Here is a 15,264-nt window from a genome sequence, read left to right on the forward strand (position 1 = left end):
AAGAACTATGAGCTAAGAGCTACTTTGCTCTTTACACTTTGGAGGTAACTATGTCATTCTGGACTAATAAAAAAGTAACGGTAACAGGCGGAAAAGGATTTCTCGGGACTCATTTAGTACGGAAATTAAAAGAGGAAAGAAATTGCAAAAACATTTATATTGCTGATTTGCCTGAATATGACTTGAGAAATATAGAAGACATCAAAAGAATGTTTGATTCACAAGTTCCGGATATTATCATTCATTTAGCTGCCGTTGTTGGAGGAATAGGCGCAAACCAGGAGAATCCCGGAAGATTTTTCTATGATAATGCTATTATGGGGATTCAATTAATAAATGAAGCTTATCTTAGGAAAATAGAAAAAATTGTTACTTTGGGAACTATTTGCGCATATCCTAAATTTACACCGGTGCCTTTTAAGGAAGAAAATATATGGAATGGATATCCGGAAGAAACAAATGCCCCCTATGGACTTGCAAAAAAAATGCTACTCGTTCAATCTCAAGCATATAGACAACAATATGGATTTAATGCTATTTGCCCGTTACTTGTTAATCTTTATGGCCCGGGAGATAATTTCAATCCGAGTAGTTCTCACGTAATACCTGCTTTGATCAAGAAGTGCATAGATGCGATAGAGAAAAATGACGACACCATAGAAATATGGGGAACGGGAAAAGCTTCAAGAGAATTCTTATATGTTGAGGATGCCGCGGAAGGTATAATTTTAGCCGCCGAAAAATATAACAAACCTGAACCTGTTAATATTGGAGCAGGATTTGAAATAACAATTAAAGACCTCGTAAATTTAATCATAACATTAACTGGTTTTAAGGGAAAAATAATATGGAATACATCAAAGCCTGATGGACAACCTCGAAGATGTTTGGACACTAGTAACGCAGAACAGGAATTTGGATTTAGAGCAAAAATATCTTTTGAAGATGGATTAAAAAGAACCATTGAATGGTATAAAAAACAATTACACCTTTAAATTATATTTATATTAAAGAATAATATTGTTTTACATTTTTTACATTTTACATTATAAATTTGGTTTATTTCTGTCCAAATAATTATATTAAATATTACCTTAATTTTAATATATCAAAAAAACATGGAAATTTATTTATTCATTTATTTAACTATACTTGATGCTGAATGTTATTATATTTTATAATACGTTTTACTGCCTGAAAATATAAATTATACTAAAAAATAAGAATAAAAAAAATTAATGTTAAAAATTTTTGTTGACAATAAAATAAAATTGTTTAACTATACAATCATAATGTTTAAGTTTTTATTCGTTAAAAAATAAATAAAGGGGGATTAAATGAACGTTGCGGGAATTAGCTTAGGCGAAATAATGAAAATTAGTCCGGTATTTGATATCTTGCTTATATGCCTTATAGGAGCAATAATTGTCGGGATAGAGAGAGCTTTGACATATAAACGTTTATCTATGGATAAAAATTCTTTTATGAAAAAGATTAAAGAAGCCGTAGCAACGAGTAGATATGATGAAGCCATTCACTATAGCGCGCAGGAAAATAAACCATTACCAAGAATGGTCAGCGTAGCTTTAACAAACAGAGATAAAAGCCCGGAAGACATAGCCGAATTAATGGAAGCATCTCGTATGGAAGAAAGAGTTAAACTTGAAAAATCTCTTGGCGTTCTTGGAACTCTTGGGAACACAGCTCCATTTATTGGTCTATTAGGAACAGTTATCGGTATTATCAGAGCATTTAAGTTACTTGAACATTCAGCCGGTGACCCGACCGTTATCATGGTCGGTATCGCAGAAGCTCTTATTACAACTGCTATGGGGTTGTTTGTAGCTATTCCTTGCGTTATGGTATTTAATGCTTTTATGGGAAAAGTGAAAAATTGGTATACTGAAATGGAAGTCGTAAGTAAGGAACTTTTGGCAGAGATGGGTACAATTCCGATTAAAAAGAAAGCGTAATATACAATAGTAAAGAACTAATTTTTTACAGGGGGATACTATGGGAATGGGTGGTGGTCATGGTGCGGAAGATCCTATTACCGATATTAATGTAACGCCTCTTGTAGATATTTGTCTTGTGTTGGTCATTATATTTATGGTAACAGTTCCCATTATGATGACGTCTTCTCCTATAGAGGTTAAATTACCTCAGGCAGACACAATGGAAGCAAGAGAAGATGTTAATGTCACGGTTGCCATAAATCCCTCAGACAGCGTTGCTGTTGACACCAAATTGTGCACAATTATGCAATTACCCGAATTTATGAAAGAAGCCGTAGATGCAAAAGGGACAGATAAAATGTTAATAATTAAAGCCGACAAAGAAGTTAATCATGATAGAGTTTTATTAATAATGGATATAGCTAAAAAATTAGGCTGTACCAGAATATCAGTTTCTACGACACAGCAAAAAAAATAAAGGATAAAATAAAATGATTGCAGGCATAAATCTTTTTGAAATAATGAAGATTAGTCCGGTGTTTGATCTTCTTTATGCATGCTCGGCATTGGCATTAGGTGTGGCCTTAGAGAGATTATGGACTTTCCATTATTTGAATATGAATTTAAACGCTTTTATGGAAAAAACTAGGGAGTTAATGGCAAACAGGAAATATGATGAAGTAGTAAAACTATGTGATGATGAGAATAAGCCTCTCCCAAAGATGCTTAGAGTTGGTGCATTAAATATAAAAAAGGGGAGAAAAAATATTAGTAAACTTATGGAAGCTCAAAAATTATCGGAAAGAGAAGCGTTGGAAAGATTTTTGCCCATCCTTGGAACCCTTGGAAACACGGCTCCATTTATTGGTTTATTAGGGACGGTTGTCGGCATTATAAGATCTTTTAAGTTGTTGGAAACAAGTGGATCAGCCGGTCCAATGGCAATTATGGTTGGTATTGCTGAAGCTTTAATTACGACAGCTATGGGATTGTTTGTGGCAGTTCCATGTGTTATTCTTTTTAATTATTTTTCTGACAAAGTAAAAAGAGTTTTTATAGAAATGGAAATCGCAAGTAAAGAATTCATAACTATGGTACCTAAAATAACAGGAGTTGAACCTCCGGAAATAGAAATTGTTAAAGAACCTAAAAAAAGAATATTATCTAAACTGATTTCCAAAATAACCAAACCGAGAGTTGTAAAGAAAACATCTCTGGGAAAAGGAAAAGTTAAATGAAAGTAGCGTTGAGGGAACGAAGATTTAAAAAGCATGCTGAGGCTTTCGCGCCTCCTATCACGGATATAAACGTTACACCACTGGTAGATATATGTTTGGTTTTGGTTATTATATTTCTTGTTTTCGCTCCATTAATGTATTTGTCAGGAATAACCGTTACAAGAGCAAAAGCTTCAAAAAATCAGGAACAATATGACCCAACGGAATTAAAAGTAGGCGTATATCTTAAAGGGGATGGTAAAATTATTTTGAACGAAAAAGAAATTGATGAGAAAAACTTACCATATCTTATAGAACAACTTTTATTAAGAAGTTTAAATAGGACTGTTACCATAAGCGCTGACCCAAATGTCAAGCATGGAAAAGTAGTTTGGCTTCTGGATTTAGCGAGAAAAAAAGGAGCAGTGACTCTCTGTATATTAAAACGAAAAGGCGCTGGAGCGGCGGCAACAACAGAATAAATGAAAAAAATTAAAAAATTAGGCAAAGAATTCAGTAGTAACAGAAAATTTGCTATTTGTATCTCTGTTTCAGTTTTCCTTCATTTATTATTACTATTCTCTTTTTTCCTGCAGCAAAAAATGGAAGAAATTAGAAAGAATAGGTTGTTGGCAGTAGAATATGAGGACGAAAAGAAAAAAGAAGAAAAGAAAAAAGAAGAAAAGAAGGAAGAAGAAAAAAAGCCTGAACCACCAAAAGCGCCGACACCACAAACAGCAATTATAACGCCGAAAGATTTGTTCCAGATACAACAATTAAAAGACAAGATAGATGAAAATATGTTGAAAAAATTAGAAAACATTGCTCGTCCAATGGATAACCAATTAGTAGATATGAAAATAGACATAGATAAAATGCTTGATATGAATAAGGACCAGGTAGAACTTGACTTGGATGCGTTTGATGCGGATTTGGATCTTGATGCACCTACCATAAGAATCGGGAAAGGCGTATCTATGGATGATATATTGGCTCGTGATCAGGTTATGATGCCATTAGAAGCGAGAGCATTACCCGCACAGGTAGGGCTTATTGCAAGACCGGGTTTTTCAGGAGTAGGTCCCGGAGAAGGTGGGATAGAGATAACAAATGGTCCTGCGAAATTAGAAGAGAGTTCCAGAAAGAGTTTAGTAACTAATAAAAACGAAAATAAACAAATTGATACAAAAAGCAGTGGACCCGTTCAGATAGAGATATCGGGAGCGCTTGCAGATAGAGCAAGAATCGCGGGGGGACCACCACCTTATCCTGGTTGGGCCCAACAACAAGGATTAGCCGCCGTATTTTCGGTTTCATTAAAGGTAGATGCGGAAGGCAAAATAACAGGGTCTACAATAGTAATATCACCTACAGGATATCCTGATTGGGATAATGGCGTAATAAAATGGCTTAAAGACCAATGGAGATGGGTAAAAATACCATCGGGAGAAACTCCGGGTTGCATAACAATCAGATTTACAATTGGACAATAAACTTCTTTATTATAGTATCAAGGAAATTCTTGTTGACAAAAAAAGAATATTCGTTATTTTAGGCTATAATTCACTAATGAAATTAAATTAAATGTTTTAAACAAGGGGGATTTATATGAAACGATTTATTCTAATAACAGGGTTGTTTATTTTTGTTCCAATGATGAGTATTGCACAAACACAAAAAGGTATAGCTCCACAGCAAACAAAACAACAGGCAATAGCTCAGGACACTACCGTAAAAAAAGCTGCTGCAGGTGCCACAGGTGCCACCGGAGATATGAAATCCGAACAGGTAGAAGTAAAGGGGAAATTTACAGGTAAAATAGAGGAAAAGAAAATACCTCTAAAGTTATATTTTGATCCCTTTGATGCTCTCACCGCATATATTCAAAGAGGCGAGTATATTTATGACAAGCAATTAGCATTAAATAATGAATTGGCTACCACTTTATATCCTATATTTGCATCCGAACAGGTAATAAAACCATGGTTATCAGGAATTGTAAGGAAAGAAATAGCATTATTCAATCCTGTGTATGGTTCAGATGTATCAAAATGGGAAGTTTTCTTAAGAGACGAACGCGGTGGTATATTTAAAACATGGAGTGGGGAAGGACAACCTCCTCAAAACATTTTCTGGGATGGTAGAGGTATAGATGGCAGTATGATAAACCCGGGTATTACTTACTATTATTCAGCTGAAGCAAGCGATGCACTTGGGAATGTAGCAAAAATCATAGGACGTAAACTTGTTTTAAAAGGTGTTCTTTATAATGAAATGGGTGAATGGGTTACTACTTTAAGGGGAGACAGGGTATGGGCCGGTGAAAATTCCACATCTATAACTCAAGATGGTTTCTTGTTATTAAGAGAAGCTGCAGATATCATAAAAGAAAAATATACTAAAAAATTAACTGTACAAGTTTATTCAAGAAATGATGTTTTATCCAGAACAAGAGCGCAGATAGTAATGAATTATTTCCTTAATAATGTAATTGTTCCTCCTTATACTGTTACTCACGTCCAAGGTTTTGTGGATGAGGTATATAATAGCTCATACATCAAAATCATACTTTAGAAACTCATTTTGGCCTACTAAATAGAGTTGTAAATAATATATAAGTGAATTAGGAAATTCAAATATTAAAAATCCGAAGAATTTTGGTTATTAATCCCTTAAATTTCTATGGGGGCGTAGCTCAATAGGGAGAGCGCAGGCTTCGCAAGTCTGAGGTCGACGGTTCAAATCCGTTCGCCTCCAAAAAAAGATTAAGATATTATGTTTTTATAATTTTTAAACTCGCCGGACGGCAAATATTATGAGCTCTTACCAAGGATTAACTATTAAATATAGACCTAAAAAATTTGAAGACCTTGTTGGGCAAGAACACATAATAAAAACTTTAATAAATGAAATACAAAATGATAAACTTGCCAATGCGTACCTTTTTACAGGACACCATGGAACCGGGAAAACGACTACGGCAAGGTTATTAGGCAGATATTTAAATTGTGAAAACAGAACCGGATCTGAACCATGTAACGAATGTGATTCTTGCAAAGAAATTCAATTTGGAAATTCCATAGATGTCCTTGAAATAGATGGGGCTTCCAATAGAGGAATAGATGAAATAAGAGAGTTAAGAGAAAGAGTAAAATATGCACCGACAAAAGGTAAATATAAAATATATGTAATAGATGAAGCACACATGCTTACAGAACCTGCTTTTAATGCTCTATTAAAAACACTTGAGGAGCCACCTTCCCGTGTATTGTTTGTATTGGCAACGACTTCTCCGCATAAAATTCCGGTTACAATTAGTTCGAGATGTCAAAGATTTAATTTTAGAAAAGTAAGCACAAAAGAAATAGAAATTCGGATTAAAAACATTGCAAAAACAGAATCAATAGAAATAGAAGATTCCGCAATAACACTAATTGCACAGAAAGTAGACGGAGCAATGCGCGATGCCATTTCTCTTTTAGAACAATTAGTTTCTTATGCAGGCGGTAAAATAACGGCAGGGCATATTGAACAACTACTTGGAATGCCAAATGAAACAATAATTTTAAAACTAACAGACTACATAATACAAAGAAATCCAAACGGCATAATTGAAATATTGCACAATGTATTAAATGAGGGATTATCCCCCGAAGAACTAATCGAAGCAATCGTTGAACACTTACACAAACTATTCCTAATTAAAACAAAAGTAGAAACCACAGATAATCCATCTTATAAAACTCAAGTAGATAGTTTACAACCAACTCATATATTACGGCTTTTAGAGTTTTTATTTGATGCACAAAAAGAATTAAAATTTGCACTTTCTCAGGAAATTTACCTTGAACAAATATTGATAAGAATGGCTATTTCTACGCAAATAGAAATAGATAAGCTATTAACTATAGGACAATCTGAATTTGCAAACACTGATACGACTATTCAACCTATTATAAACAAACCGATAGATAAGAGGGCGCTACAAACAAAAGAAATAGAAGTCGAAAAAAAGAGCACTCCATTAGATATTCCTGATGAAGAGCCCCCTATTCCCCACGATAAAGTCACGGCTAATAGTTTATGGAAAGCACTTATAGAGAAAGCGCCTATTTCTCTCAGCAGTTTTTTAAGTGAAGGATTTCCAACCAAATTAGAAGGAGATAAATTATTTGTTTCTTATAAAAACGATTTTCATAGAACGCAGGCAGAATCCAAAAAAACTAATATAGAAAAATTTTTATCCGATGTTGCCGGACAGCCAATGCGTATTTCTTTTGAATCCATAAAATCCGAACAACCCTCCGGCAAGAGACAAAACGCCATATTAGAAGATCCGATTGTTAAGTCTGCCATAAAGATATTAAATGCAGAGGCAATCGGTGGGAGGTAATAAAAATGTTTGATAATTTAAAACAAATGTTAGGCAATGCGAAAGAAATGAACACGATGCTCGGCGGACTTCAATCAAAATTAAAGGTGGAAAAATTTGAAGGTGTTGCAGGCGGAGGAATGGTTAAGATTGTAATTAACGGCATTCAGGAAGTCGTAGAAGTTCATATAGACAGCAGTTCTCTTGCAAAGGACAACAAAGTTCTGGAAGACCTTATAAAATCGGCATTTAACCAGGCTTTACAAAAAGCGTCCGTAGCATCGCAAAAAATGATGATGGGGTTAATGCAGAAAAAATAGCATATAATTAAACACAAAAATATAATATTATTGAAACAAAAGGAGGATTTGATGAGCGATATCTTTGAAGTAAGATGGCATGGCCGCGGAGGACAGGGTGCAAAAACAGCGGCTCTGTTATTTGGAGATGCAATTATGTCGACAGGAAAATATTTCCAGGCTTTCCCGGAATATGGTCCTGAAAGAATGGGTGCTCCGGTTCAGGCATTTAACAGGTCTTCTGCCGAGCCGATTACAATGCATTGTGGGATCAAAGAACCCAGAGTAGTCGTAATATTAGACCCAACTCTAATGGAAACGCAGCCTGTAACCGAGGGACTTAAAGCCGACGGAATTATACTTGTAAACACTAATGCTTCCGCAGACAGTCTTCGCCAGAAACTAAAACTGACAAATCAAAAAATATGCACGGTAGATGCATCCGGGATTTCACGTGAATTGCTGGGCAAAGAACTTCCCAACACTCCTATGCTTGGAGCCCTTGTCCGTGTTACAGATGTTATAGGAATTGACGACTTAATAAAATTCGTAGAAAAAACGCTGGGAAAGAAATTCAGAGGAAAGCCCGAAGTCATTAAAGGAAATATAGATTCAATTAGAAGGGCTTACGATGAAGTAAAAGTAACCGATGGAGGTGGAAAATGACAAAGAAAGGCTGGAAAGACCTTCCAACCGGAGGTATAATAACAAAAGCCGGAAGTGCTCTTGATTTTAAAACCGGAGATTGGCGTTCAGAAAAACCAATTTGGGATAAAGAAAAATGCACCTCTTGTCTTATGTGTTTTATATATTGTCCGGATTCTTCTATTCAGGTTAAAGACGGAAAAATGACCGGAATAGACTATGACCATTGTAAAGGTTGTGGAATATGTGCAAAAGAATGCCCCGTAAAAGTTATAAAAATGGAAATGGAGAGGAGGTAAAAAATGCCAAGGCGTGCTTTAACAGGAAACGAAGCTATGGCAGAGGCTATGAGACAGATAAATCCTGATGTCGTCGCTGCTTACCCAATAACCCCTGCAACTGAAATAGTTCAAATATTTGCTAGCTTTGTATCGGATGGTTTAGTAACTACTCAATTTATACCTACGGAATCGGAACATTCCGCAATTTCCGCATGTGTAGGCGCATCTGCTGCAGGCGCTAGAGTTATGACAGGAACATCATCTCAAGGATTAGCTTTAATGCATGAAGTATTATATCAGGCTGCAGGCTTAAGAGCGCCAATCGTTATATGCGAAGTGAACCGCTCTTTGTCCGCACCAATAAATATTCATTGCGACCACTCGGATACTATGGGCTCAAAAGAAGCAGGATGGATACAAATATATGCAGAAGATTCTCAGGATGCTTATGATTCAGTGATTCAGGCTATTAGAATTGCAGAAACGGTATTTTTACCCACTATGGTTTCAACAGACGGATTCATAATTTCCCATTGTATGCAGGGCGTAGAAATCCTTGAAGATAAACAAGTCCAGGATTTTATAGGACCCCATCGTTCGGCTTATTCTCTTTTCGGTGGAGCTCCTATAACCGTTGGTCCGTTAGATTTACAGGATTATTATTTTGAACACAGAAGACAACTAATGGAAGCAATGAATACTTCGTTGACTACACTTGACGCAGTAAATAAGGAATTCAAGCAGAAATTCGGAAGAGGTTATGACATAATCGAAGAATACAAAACCGAAGATGCCGACCATATAGTAATGGCTATGGGCTCTACTTGCGGAACTGCAAAAGTTGCAATCGATAAAATGAGAGCAAAAGGTGTCAAAGTTGGACTTATAAAAATTCACGTTTTCAGACCGTTTCCACACGAACAACTTAAAAAAGCTCTCTCAAAAGCCAAATTCGTTACGGTTCTTGACCGTTCCGATACGGCAAGCAGTATGGGTGGACCGATTTTCGTCGAAACCAGAGCCGCTCTTTACGACCAGATGCCAAAAATACTTTTTGCCGATTATATATACGGCTTGGGTGGCAGGGATATTGATATTGAAGAAATAGCAACCGTAATAGAAAAAGGTGAAAAGATGAAACTCCAGGGTAAAGTCGAAAAACCTTTGGATTATATAGGATTAAGAGAATAAAAATGTTAGTATTTATTTTTATACTTTTGATATTTGATTTTTGATTTGATAAAAGGAGGAGTAAGATGCCAAACTTAAAGGAACTCTCCAAAAATGCAGGATTGTTCACGGGAGGGCACAGAGCTTGCGCTGGATGCGGAGGAACTGTCGTAATAAATCAAGCGTTATGCACCGCAGGTAAAAATACCGTAGTCTGTTTCGCAACCGGATGTATGGAAGTTGTAAGCACTATATATCCTTATACGGCTTGGGGTGTGCCTTATGCACACTTAGGATTTGAAAATTCGGCAGCCATCGTATCAGGCGTTGAAGCCACATACAAAGCCCTTAAACAAAAAGGACAGGTAAAAGAAGACTGGAATTTTATCGCTTTCGGCGGAGACGGCGGCACCTATGATATAGGTTTACAAGCCTTATCCGGAGCAATTGAAAGAGGTCATAAATTCCTTTATATATGCTATGATAACCAGGCTTATATGAATACCGGTATCCAGAGAAGCTCTGCAACACCCACAGGCGCAAACACCACAACATCTCCTGCAGGGACTAAAATACAGGGAAAAGTTCAGAGACGAAAAAATCTGACGGAAATCATTGCCGCTCATGATACGCCTTATGTAGCACAAGCAAACCCGGCTTACTGGATGGACTTTACAAAAAAAGTTGAAAAAGCTTTGAAAACAGACGGACCATCTTTTATAAACGTTTTAGCGCCTTGCCCCTTAGGTTGGGGATTCGCACCAAACAAGACGATTGAAATAGGGAAACTGGCAGCGGAATGTAAATTCTGGCCAATGTATGAAGTGGAAAACGGAAAATATACGCTTACATACAAACCCAAAAAAGAAATGAAAGTCGAAGAATGGATGAAACTGCAGAAAAGATTTTCCCACCTGTTCAAAGAAGGCAATAAAGAATTACTTACCAATATTCAAAAGGATGTAGATACAAAATGGGAGACATTGTTAAAAAAATGTGAATGATATGGAAATAACAGAATTACTTACAAAAGAAGAGCCGCTATTGAAAAAAATGGCGCAAAAATTAGGAATGGAAAATCCTGAAGGCAATAAAGAGCAATTGACGTATAAAATTCTTGAAGCTCAGGCAAAAGAAGAAGGAAGCATGTTCGGACAGGGGTTACTTGAAATCCTGTCCGAACATGGGTTTTTACGTTCTTCTCGTAACTCTTACCTCCCTTCCCCGGAAGACATTTACGTTTCTCATACTCAAATAAAAAGATTTGACCTGAGAACGGGAGATATGGTTATAGGAAGAGTCAGACCACCAAAAGATTCCGAAAGATATCCTGCGCTTCTAAAAATAGAAGCCGTTAATATGGAATCCCCGGAAGGCTGTAAACAAAGAGTTCCTTTTGATGCTCTTACGCCTTATCATCCGACTGAACGATTAAAACTCGAAAGAGCTGATGGAGATCTGTCAATGCGAATCCTGGACCTTGTCTGCCCTATAGGAAAAGGACAGAGAGGACTAATCGTATCGCCTCCGAGAGCAGGAAAAACTATATTGCTTCAGAAAATAGCGAATTCGATTACGGAAAATCATCCTGAAGTCGTACAACTTATACTGCTTATAGACGAAAGGCCGGAAGAAGTCACCGATACAAGAAGACACGTAAAAGCAGAAGTTCTTTCTTCTACTTTTGATGAACCATCCGACAGGCACGTGCAAGTTGCTAAAATGGTTATGGAAAAGGCAAAACGGCTCGTAGAAAACAAAAGGGACGTAGTTATATTGCTGGACTCCATAACAAGATTAGCGCGAGCGCATAATACAATCATACCTCATTCCGGGCGAACATTGTCAGGAGGAGTAGATGCCGAAGCTTTACGTGAACCCAAAAAATTCTTCGGAGCCGCAAGAAACGTTGAAGAAGGTGGCTCATTAACAATCGTCGCCACTGCCCTTGTTGAAACCGGTTCAAGAATGGATGAAGTAATATTTGAAGAATTCAAAGGCACAGGAAATATGGAACTCGTTCTGGATAGGGAACTCTCAAATAGAGGAATATACCCGGCTATTAATCTTAATAAATCGGGAACAAGAAAGATTGAACTTCTACTCCCGGAAAAAGATTTACATAGAATTCATATATTGAAAAGGGTACTGTTGGAAATGAACCAGATAGAAGCAATGGAGCTAATGCGGGATAGGATGAGCAGGACTAAGACAAACCAGGATTTTCTCGAATCAATGAACAGCAACGGGTAGCAGACTCTTAGACCTATCGGGGTAGCCGCAGGCTTTAGCCTGCGTTTTGGTATTTTGTTAATGTTTTATTTTATTGTTGTGCACCCTATAGCATTTATAAAATAAGGGCTTGACAATTTCGGTATTTTTGTTACATATAATATAATTGTTTGTGTACTGAAATACAGGATTGAAGGAGTAATTGATGGGTGAATTGGTAGTGGTAGGTCGGACATTCTTGTCTGACTCGAACATAGGATTGAAGGAGAAATAATGAGTGAACTGAACGAAAAAGAAATGTTGGGAGTAATTGAAAAAATACGCAAGAGTGTGGAATTCTTTTCCAACTTTGAACCGTATGAGCTTGTGGATATGCTAAAGGTCAGCACTACAAAGAAAATAAAACCGGGCGAGGTTATCTTCAGGGAAGGAGAACAAGGACAGGAAATGTATATCATTGTTTATGGTTCCGTCAGTATATACAAAGGAGAAAGAGAACTTGCCGAATTAGGAACCAATAACTATTTTGGTGAGATGGGTATTATCCAGCACGATGCGCCCCGCACAGCAAGCGCAAAGGCACTCACAGATACTTTACTTATGATAGTAAATGAAAATATTCTTTCCTCAACGAACATAACTCTAAAGTTGAAACTCTATAAAAACTTCTGCCAGATGTTAGCCCAAAGGCTAAGAGTCACAAACGAAGAATTAACATAATCTTTTTTGTATTCTCTTTTATTCTAATATACCAAATACCCAATAGTAGAATAATATTCCCCTTGGCTCTTCTCTTTTTTATTTGACTTTTTCAAAATCAATTCTAATGCTATATCAAATGAATATACGAGTAATCTGTTTTTTTCTTATTGCAACTCTGTTTGGGTGTTGCAGGCCTATCCCAATGTCTAATTTTCAAACTACAACAATGGAAAAGGGGTGTTTTGTGGTGGGAACAGAAACAGGAAACTACCAATTTCAGGATTATGTTGAACATACAGGAGGTATTCTCAAAGGAGAAAACAAACTGGATATTGTTAAATCAAGTTGCCTGATGTTCAATGCCAATATGCCTTGCACGCTACGAATTCGCGGACAAGAAGTTTTTCCTCCGGAAATTAAAACAGAACTTGGTATGGAAATGTATCTTTTTTATCCTCACCGTAAAGACCCACATGTATTGGGAATGTTTTCATCTATAGATTATACGAGAGTTGAGCAAAGCAAAGACGATTCCTTTACCGAAGATGCTTATTCTGATTTGTTGCAATATTTGAAAATAGGATTCCCTATTAATAATGGAAAACTTGCTTTTGTTTTAATGTATGGCATAGCATTCCCTCCCATATTTTCCGTAATGTTCTCCGGAATAATTAGTAAAAACTTTTCAAATAATAAAATTAATCCTTATTTACGTATTTCTTTATTCGAAGAGATGGGATTTACAGCAGTTGCTACGAATGAAATAGAAAGATACCCTGGGGGATGCGCTGTTTGTCTCGGGAGCGAAATAAAGTGCACAAAAGGATTGGATATTATCCCGGAACTCAACTATGCATATATTCCATGGTATAAAGCTTACAGGGAAACAAACTGGATGTACCCAACATTCGGACTGGCTGCCAGATTTAATATACAATAAGAAAAATAAACACTCTATTTATTCATTGCTAATCTGGTTTTCGTTTCTATTCTAATACCAAGTTGCTAACAATCTGTTTGGTTAGCTTACTTGGAATTAGACGAAGCTATTGAACGAAGTCCTTAGAGATTGTTATCCCGCTTTGCTGTGGAACCATTTTGATAGCGGTTTGGTATAAATCTCTCCCCTTCTCCGTGTCTCTCTGTGTTTGTATCCTGTTAATCTGCGAAAATCTGCGTCCAAAAGATTTTCTGCCTACCAGATTGTTTCTTCCTGGTAATACGGCAATGCGAATAGGACTCCAATGCCCCCTTCAATTACCAGAATTCCTTCTGCTTTTTTATCCGGAGCGCTTGGTAATGCAGGAATCTTTCCATAATCCCCTACAGTATAATTAACATTAAAATAATTTGCCCCAACAAATAAATCCAGCGCAAAAGGTCCCCTGAGTTGTCTTATTAATCCCAACTCTATCATTCCATACCATCCTGTAACATCTGTAGAAGATTTTTGTGTGGAATCAGTGGGGTCTATTGTTGGCAAAGACTTAGTAAGATCCCATTCTTCTGTTCCCATAAGAAATCCTCCGCCAGCAGACCAGTAAGTATGCCACGGAGACATCCCGTTAATTAATCCTAAACTAACTCCCATAGGGTATAATGTTGGTATGCTAAACTTCCCAAAAGCATTATCTTTGGTCGGCAAGGAATACATTCCCACGTTAAACCCCGTATAAAAAGCTTTTGGCGCAAGAAACTTCTGTGTCAACACAATTGCTCTTCTTAATTTTTCCGTCTCTGCATATTGGTAACCTTCCTTAGGTATGAATCTCGATACTACCCAATCCAATCTGAAATAAGCTCCCGTAGGCATATCGAATTCCAACGTTGGCGCACTATTCTCTTCAAATATTTTTGTCCAGTAATCTTCCAGAGCAACCATACCACCAACTCCTCCAAGTCTGAATAACATTGGCCTATCCTTAGGTCCACCCATAATTCCCGAAAAACTTAGGCCTATTAGAAATAATAAATTTAATCCCATCTTTCCCTCCTTATTTTTAACTATCTACTATTTAATCAATATAGCCTATGATATAAAGTTACATTTTTTTGTCAATTTTAAAATTCTGATTTTTGTTATTCCGTCCTATTCTTTGTCCCGAATAACTAATATACTATTACACGAATAACGCTTTTTCTTTTGCTTTGCTTATCTGTCCTATCCGTCCTATATGACTTATTTTTTTCTTACTCCCTTTCCCCTATTAACGATTAACGAATCCTCCTAATTTATTTGCAGGGTAGGACAGACATTCCTGTCTGTCTATTCGTAGGGCAAGGCGGAATTTATCCCGCTTTGCCTGCCCGCCTTAGGAGGGGCGGAAGCCTTGCGTCTGTTTCTGTAATCTGATTTTCTGATACTCTGATATTCTGCCTACTGCCTGCCTG

The 15,264-nt window shown here is 36.8% G+C and carries 17 protein-coding genes and 1 tRNA gene; 17 read left to right on the top strand and 1 reads right to left on the bottom strand.

Features of this window, described 5'->3' with window-relative positions; translation table 11 throughout:
• Nucleotides 1-50: 50 nt before the first annotated feature.
• From WC614_11220 to WC614_11300, 17 genes are all read left to right on the top strand, one after another.
• Complete coding sequence (locus WC614_11220) at nucleotides 51-995, top strand: GDP-L-fucose synthase (GenBank protein ID MFA5033575.1); 945 nt, start codon at nucleotides 51-53, stop codon at nucleotides 993-995.
• 342 nt (nucleotides 996-1,337) lie between these two features.
• On the top strand, nucleotides 1,338-1,973 hold the full coding sequence (locus WC614_11225) for a MotA/TolQ/ExbB proton channel family protein (protein ID MFA5033576.1): 636 nt from the start codon (nucleotides 1,338-1,340) through the stop codon (nucleotides 1,971-1,973).
• A 40-nt stretch (nucleotides 1,974-2,013) separates the two neighbouring features.
• Nucleotides 2,014-2,433 carry a biopolymer transporter ExbD gene (locus tag WC614_11230; protein ID MFA5033577.1) on the top strand — a complete coding sequence of 140 codons (420 nt, stop codon included), beginning with the start codon at nucleotides 2,014-2,016 and terminating at the stop codon, nucleotides 2,431-2,433.
• 13 nt (nucleotides 2,434-2,446) lie between these two features.
• Complete coding sequence (locus WC614_11235; protein MFA5033578.1) at nucleotides 2,447-3,193, top strand: MotA/TolQ/ExbB proton channel family protein; 747 nt, start codon at nucleotides 2,447-2,449, stop codon at nucleotides 3,191-3,193.
• A complete protein-coding gene (locus WC614_11240; GenBank protein MFA5033579.1) occupies nucleotides 3,190-3,654 on the top strand; it encodes a biopolymer transporter ExbD in 465 nt (154 codons plus the stop codon). Before WC614_11235 ends, WC614_11240 begins: the two co-directional genes overlap by 4 nt.
• Nucleotides 3,655-4,665, top strand: a complete 1,011-nt coding sequence (locus WC614_11245) for a hypothetical protein (protein ID MFA5033580.1) — start codon at nucleotides 3,655-3,657, stop codon at nucleotides 4,663-4,665. It begins immediately after the preceding gene.
• A 115-nt stretch (nucleotides 4,666-4,780) separates the two neighbouring features.
• Nucleotides 4,781-5,746 (top strand): hypothetical protein, encoded by a 966-nt coding sequence (locus WC614_11250; protein MFA5033581.1) that lies wholly within the window; start codon nucleotides 4,781-4,783, stop codon nucleotides 5,744-5,746.
• A gap of 110 nt (nucleotides 5,747-5,856) precedes the next feature.
• Nucleotides 5,857-5,929, top strand: a tRNA-Ala gene (locus WC614_11255).
• 58 nt (nucleotides 5,930-5,987) lie between these two features.
• Nucleotides 5,988-7,565, top strand: a complete 1,578-nt coding sequence (gene dnaX, locus WC614_11260) for a DNA polymerase III subunit gamma/tau (GenBank protein MFA5033582.1) — start codon at nucleotides 5,988-5,990, stop codon at nucleotides 7,563-7,565.
• A gap of 5 nt (nucleotides 7,566-7,570) precedes the next feature.
• The gene (locus WC614_11265; GenBank protein MFA5033583.1) at nucleotides 7,571-7,864 is read left to right on the top strand and encodes a YbaB/EbfC family nucleoid-associated protein; all 294 of its coding nucleotides are present in this window, start codon (nucleotides 7,571-7,573) and stop codon (nucleotides 7,862-7,864) included.
• A 51-nt stretch (nucleotides 7,865-7,915) separates the two neighbouring features.
• Nucleotides 7,916-8,509 carry a 2-oxoacid:acceptor oxidoreductase family protein gene (locus WC614_11270; GenBank protein MFA5033584.1) on the top strand — a complete coding sequence of 198 codons (594 nt, stop codon included), beginning with the start codon at nucleotides 7,916-7,918 and terminating at the stop codon, nucleotides 8,507-8,509.
• Nucleotides 8,506-8,787 (top strand): 4Fe-4S binding protein, encoded by a 282-nt coding sequence (locus tag WC614_11275; protein MFA5033585.1) that lies wholly within the window; start codon nucleotides 8,506-8,508, stop codon nucleotides 8,785-8,787. Before WC614_11270 ends, WC614_11275 begins: the two co-directional genes overlap by 4 nt.
• A 3-nt stretch (nucleotides 8,788-8,790) precedes the next feature.
• On the top strand, nucleotides 8,791-9,960 hold the full coding sequence (gene porA, locus WC614_11280) for a pyruvate ferredoxin oxidoreductase (protein MFA5033586.1): 1,170 nt from the start codon (nucleotides 8,791-8,793) through the stop codon (nucleotides 9,958-9,960).
• A 65-nt stretch (nucleotides 9,961-10,025) separates the two neighbouring features.
• Nucleotides 10,026-10,943 (top strand): thiamine pyrophosphate-dependent enzyme, encoded by a 918-nt coding sequence (locus WC614_11285; protein MFA5033587.1) that lies wholly within the window; start codon nucleotides 10,026-10,028, stop codon nucleotides 10,941-10,943.
• A gap of 1 nt (nucleotide 10,944) precedes the next feature.
• On the top strand, nucleotides 10,945-12,192 hold the full coding sequence (gene rho, locus WC614_11290; protein MFA5033588.1) for a transcription termination factor Rho: 1,248 nt from the start codon (nucleotides 10,945-10,947) through the stop codon (nucleotides 12,190-12,192).
• Nucleotides 12,193-12,444: 252 nt separating this feature from the next.
• Nucleotides 12,445-12,891, top strand: coding sequence for a cyclic nucleotide-binding domain-containing protein (locus tag WC614_11295; GenBank protein MFA5033589.1), 447 nt, complete (start codon nucleotides 12,445-12,447; stop codon nucleotides 12,889-12,891).
• A gap of 184 nt (nucleotides 12,892-13,075) precedes the next feature.
• Nucleotides 13,076-13,813 carry a hypothetical protein gene (locus WC614_11300; GenBank protein MFA5033590.1) on the top strand — a complete coding sequence of 246 codons (738 nt, stop codon included), beginning with the start codon at nucleotides 13,076-13,078 and terminating at the stop codon, nucleotides 13,811-13,813.
• 255 nt (nucleotides 13,814-14,068) lie between these two features.
• Here WC614_11300 and WC614_11305 read toward each other — a convergent pair whose 3' ends face one another.
• On the bottom strand, nucleotides 14,069-14,857 hold the full coding sequence (locus WC614_11305; protein MFA5033591.1) for a hypothetical protein: 789 nt from the start codon (nucleotides 14,855-14,857) through the stop codon (nucleotides 14,069-14,071).
• Between the last annotated feature and the right edge of the window lie 407 nt (nucleotides 14,858-15,264).

The sequence above is a fragment of the bacterium genome (assembly GCA_041649255.1).
Taxonomy (GTDB): Bacteria; Hydrothermota; UBA3073; order JACQXS01; family JAQTXJ01; genus JAQTXJ01.

Excerpts from the sequence above, each read along its gene's own strand:
- WC614_11220 (MFA5033575.1), top strand. The coding sequence starts at position 51 with ATGTCATTCTGGACTAATAAAAAAGTAACGGTAACAGGCGGAAAAGGA.
- WC614_11225 (MFA5033576.1), top strand. The coding sequence starts at position 1,338 with ATGAACGTTGCGGGAATTAGCTTAGGCGAAATAATGAAAATTAGTCCG.
- WC614_11230 (MFA5033577.1), top strand. The coding sequence starts at position 2,014 with ATGGGAATGGGTGGTGGTCATGGTGCGGAAGATCCTATTACCGATATT.
- WC614_11235 (MFA5033578.1), top strand. The coding sequence starts at position 2,447 with ATGATTGCAGGCATAAATCTTTTTGAAATAATGAAGATTAGTCCGGTG.
- WC614_11240 (MFA5033579.1), top strand. The coding sequence starts at position 3,190 with ATGAAAGTAGCGTTGAGGGAACGAAGATTTAAAAAGCATGCTGAGGCT.
- WC614_11245 (MFA5033580.1), top strand. The coding sequence starts at position 3,655 with ATGAAAAAAATTAAAAAATTAGGCAAAGAATTCAGTAGTAACAGAAAA.
- WC614_11250 (MFA5033581.1), top strand. The coding sequence starts at position 4,781 with ATGAAACGATTTATTCTAATAACAGGGTTGTTTATTTTTGTTCCAATG.
- dnaX (MFA5033582.1), top strand. The coding sequence starts at position 5,988 with ATGAGCTCTTACCAAGGATTAACTATTAAATATAGACCTAAAAAATTT.
- WC614_11265 (MFA5033583.1), top strand. The coding sequence starts at position 7,571 with ATGTTTGATAATTTAAAACAAATGTTAGGCAATGCGAAAGAAATGAAC.
- WC614_11270 (MFA5033584.1), top strand. The coding sequence starts at position 7,916 with ATGAGCGATATCTTTGAAGTAAGATGGCATGGCCGCGGAGGACAGGGT.
- WC614_11275 (MFA5033585.1), top strand. The coding sequence starts at position 8,506 with ATGACAAAGAAAGGCTGGAAAGACCTTCCAACCGGAGGTATAATAACA.
- porA (MFA5033586.1), top strand. The coding sequence starts at position 8,791 with ATGCCAAGGCGTGCTTTAACAGGAAACGAAGCTATGGCAGAGGCTATG.
- WC614_11285 (MFA5033587.1), top strand. The coding sequence starts at position 10,026 with ATGCCAAACTTAAAGGAACTCTCCAAAAATGCAGGATTGTTCACGGGA.
- rho (MFA5033588.1), top strand. The coding sequence starts at position 10,945 with ATGGAAATAACAGAATTACTTACAAAAGAAGAGCCGCTATTGAAAAAA.
- WC614_11295 (MFA5033589.1), top strand. The coding sequence starts at position 12,445 with ATGAGTGAACTGAACGAAAAAGAAATGTTGGGAGTAATTGAAAAAATA.
- WC614_11300 (MFA5033590.1), top strand. The coding sequence starts at position 13,076 with ATGTCTAATTTTCAAACTACAACAATGGAAAAGGGGTGTTTTGTGGTG.
- WC614_11305 (MFA5033591.1), bottom strand. The coding sequence starts at position 14,857 with ATGGGATTAAATTTATTATTTCTAATAGGCCTAAGTTTTTCGGGAATT.